Annotated in this window: 3 protein-coding genes and 1 tRNA gene; 2 read left to right on the top strand and 2 right to left on the bottom strand. The window is 72.7% G+C overall.

Annotation, left to right across the window (positions count from 1 at the left end; all coding sequences use genetic code 11):
• The coding region (locus tag HW445_RS23175; RefSeq protein WP_180222895.1) for a GTPase domain-containing protein at positions 1–1,100 on the bottom strand (1,100 nt) is incomplete at its 3' end.
• Between the two features lie 307 nt (positions 1,101–1,407).
• On the opposite strand from HW445_RS23175, the gene HW445_RS23170 reads away from it, so the two are divergent.
• Both HW445_RS23170 and HW445_RS23165 read left to right on the top strand, forming a co-directional pair.
• Positions 1,408–1,480: transfer RNA gene (locus HW445_RS23170), tRNA-Arg, on the top strand.
• Between the two features lie 499 nt (positions 1,481–1,979).
• The gene (locus tag HW445_RS23165; protein ID WP_151773272.1) at positions 1,980–2,288 is read left to right on the top strand and encodes a chaplin; all 309 of its coding nucleotides are present in this window, start codon (positions 1,980–1,982) and stop codon (positions 2,286–2,288) included.
• A gap of 170 nt (positions 2,289–2,458) precedes the next feature.
• On the opposite strand, the gene HW445_RS23160 is transcribed toward HW445_RS23165, so the two are convergent.
• Positions 2,459–3,322 carry a tyrosinase family protein gene (locus tag HW445_RS23160; RefSeq protein WP_180222894.1) on the bottom strand — a complete coding sequence of 288 codons (864 nt, stop codon included), beginning with the start codon at positions 3,320–3,322 and terminating at the stop codon, positions 2,459–2,461.
• Positions 3,323–3,440: the final 118 nt, after the last annotated feature.

The raw sequence follows: 3,440 nt of genomic DNA, 5'->3' as shown, positions 1-3,440 counted from the left end.
TCCCCGGCGAGGACGGCCCCGGCCTGGATGCGGCCGCGGACCCGCGTGTGCTCACTCTCGTAGGCCTTCTCCACGGCGGTGGTGAGCCGCAGCGCGGCCGCGTACTGGGCGGCCGCCGCTCCGGCCAGCTCGGGCATCCGGGTCCGCAGCGAGTCCAGCACCCCCCGCGCCGTGCGGGCCACCGCGTACTGGCGCGCGGCGGGGTCCTCGGCGAGCCTGGTCAGCCACTCCCGCAGGGGGGCCACGGCGGTGCCCGGGAGCAGCCCGCCGCCGGAGGCCGACTCGGGCAATTCCGGCACCGTGAAGCGGGGCACCTCGCCCAGCCCGGCCTTGGTGAGCAGCGCGGCGTACTGCCGCGACACCTCGTTCACGACCTGGTGCGGGACCCGGTCGAGGACGGTGACCAGGGTGACGTCGTACTGCTTGGCGGCGCGGAGCATGTTCCACGGCACCGCGTCGGCGTACCGCGAGGCGGTGGTGACCATGATCCAGACGTCGGCGGCGCAGATCAGCTCGGCGGCGAGCACCCGGTTCTCGGCGACCAGGGAGTCGACGTCCGGCGCGTCGATCAGGGCGAGTCCGCGCGGCAGGGTCTCCGCCGTCTCGATCCGCAGTGCCCGCTGCACGACGGCCCCGCCCGCGCGGTCGCCCCTTCCGGCTCTCCCGGCACGCCCGCCCTGCCCCCGTCGGGAGACGGCCGGATCGTCCGCCGGGTCCTTGCCGCCGCCCAGCACACGGGTGAGCCGGGGCAGCACGCGCATACCGCTGAACCAGTGACAGTCCTCCGGATGGCAGACCAGCACCGGCGTGCGGGTGGTCGGGCGCAGCACCCCGGCTTCGCTCACCTGCCGTCCCACCAGGGAGTTGACCAGGGTGGACTTTCCCGCGCCGGTCGAGCCGCCGATCACCGCGAGCAACGGCGCCTGGGGGTCCCGCAGGCGCGGCACCAGGTAGTCGTCGAGCTGGGCGAGCAGTTCCTCACGGTTGGCCCGTGCCCGTGGGGCGCCCGCCAGAGGCAGCGGGAAGCGTGCGGCGGCGACGCGGTCGCGCAGGGCGGAGAGTGCGTCGAGCAGCTGAGGCCGTACGTCCAAGGTCACCACATGTGAAGAATGCCCAATTTTACGGACTTTCTGAAGCATATGGGCATGTCTGCGTGCCGTCGGGTCCGGAAAGGGAAGGGACGACCGGGGCTCACGCATAACGAGTGCACAACACCCGGCGCGTCTGGCGCGAAAAGCGCTGCGCGAATCAGCACTGCCTGGGATTATCAGGAATCGCTTCACCGAACCTCCACATCGCGGTATGGAGGCGAGGCGATGGGGACGCGGGGAGGGGATGCCTATCCTTGTCCCCGGCAACGTCAGGACCCGCCCGCACCCGGGCACGACGACAGAGGCCACCACACCGGCCCCCGTAGCTCAGTGGATAGAGCAGGCGCCTTCTAAGCGCTTGGCCGCAGGTTCGAGTCCTGCCGGGGGCGCAAGTCTCCGCCCTCCCTCCAGGGAGGGCTTTTTGCTGGGCGCGGCCGACGCGGGTCGCCGCGCGCCGCGCCGGTAGCGGTGACCGCGGGTCGCGCGCCAAGCCCGCGCCGGGCTCCACAGCACCTGGCCGGCCGCCGGCCTCCGCTCCACGTGCCTCCGCGGCCGCCCGCCCCTCTTCCCCGTCCCCGGGAGCGGGCGACTTCCTCGCCCGGGCCGGACGCACGGCCACTCGGCGACTCCGGCCCGGTCGGGTCGGGTCGGGTCGGGTCGGGTCGGGTCGGGTCGGCGGGGACGTTTCTCTTCGAAACCCGGATTCACCCGTCCGGTGGTCGGGTTCCGCCTGTTCGGCGGCGTGGAACGTCCATCCAGGACGGTCGCCTGTTCAAAACGGGTGATTGCCTCGAACCATGCCGTTACCCGGACGACAGAGACGCGTTGAAGGGGGAGTGCGGCGGCGTTGACCTGCTGCCGCCCTCACCGAGTAAGAAGGAGTACGTGATGTCTCGCATCGCGAAGGCTGCCGTTGTCGCTCTCGGCACGGGTGCTGTGGTTCTGGGCGGCGCCGGCATGGCGCTGGCGGACGCGGAGGCCGAGGGCCAGGCCGTTGGTTCGCCGGGTGTCATCTCCGGCAACGTGATCCAGGTTCCGATCAACGTGCCGATCAACCTCTGCGGCAACACCATCAACGTCATCGGGCTGCTGAACCCGGCCGCGGGCAACTTCTGCGCGATCGACAGCGAGTTCGAGAAGGGCCACGACAAGGGCCACGACAAGGGCCACAACAAGGGCCACGGCTACGGTCACTGACCTCGCCGTTCCGCTCTTGCGGTAATGCGATGAGGGCCTCGACGGTTTCCCCGTCGGGGCCCTCCCGCGCGTCCGGCGGACGTCGGGCGGACATCGGCCCCGTCGACGGCGACGGGGCCGATGTCCGCGGCAGGGCGGTGACGGCCTGCCGGAACGTCAGGCCGCCGCCGTCAGGCGTAGACGTAGACCTCCGCGACGTTCTCCACGTCGGCCGGGGTGTAGTCCCACGGCGGCAGTGGCTCCCCGCGGGCGACGACGCGGCCGTACTGGCTGTCGCGCGGCCCCGGCGGGCGGGCGGGCAGGTAGCGGGCGGTGCGGTGCCGCTGCTGCCAGCGGGTCCACAGGAGGTCGACGAAGGCGTGGTGGAGCCAGAACGCCGGGTCGTTGACGGACGCGGCGCCCAGCATCGTCCCGCCGATCCAGCGGTGGACCCGGTTGTGGTTGCGCCAGGAGGCGGCGCCCGCGCCCCGGCCCCAGCCCTCGATCTTGTTCCGGAATCCTCCCGGCGCGGTGGAGTCCCAGGGCGCCGTGTCGTACACCGGGTCCTCCAGCGCCGTGGCGACGTCCCGCGCGGTGGGCAGGGCGATCGGGTCGTGGGACCGGCCGAGGTCGCGGGTGAGGTAGTCGGTGTCCGTGACGTTGACCTCGAGGATCCAGCCCTCGCGGCGGGAGAACGGCCCGGTGGTCACCTGGCGGTCGGAGCGCCTGCCGTTGCCGCCGAGCAGGTCCTCGGTCCACGGCGTCCCGGCGGCGCCACGATTCCTGGTCCAGTCCCAGTAGGGCAGCGTCACCGCGGAGTCGATCCGCTGGAGCGCCTCCTCGAACTCCAGGAGGAAGAGCCGGTGCCAGGGCAGGAACGACGGCGTCATGTGGGCGGCGCGCAGGCCGCTCTCCCCGTCGGGGGCGAAGTGGTCGATGTGGGTCAGCACGAACTCGTCGTACTCCCCGCGGCGCTTGAGCTCCCGGACGGCGCCGACGAAACGGCGCCGCTCACCGGCGGTGAGTGCGCCGACGTTCTTACGCGTGTACGCCATGGCCGCCTCCCTCCCCCGCTCCGCCGCCGTCCGCGGGCGCCGGGGCGCCGGCCCCGGAGCCGTGCGAGAGGCCGCTGAGCCGCTCCCCCGGCAGCAGTTGGTCCACGGCGGCCCGGGC

The organism is Streptomyces sp. UH6, from assembly GCF_013421635.1.
Taxonomy (GTDB): Bacteria; Actinomycetota; Actinomycetes; order Streptomycetales; family Streptomycetaceae; genus Streptomyces; species Streptomyces abyssomicinicus.
Note: the sequence above shows the minus strand (reverse complement) of the source record. Positions and strands in the feature narration are given on the sequence as shown.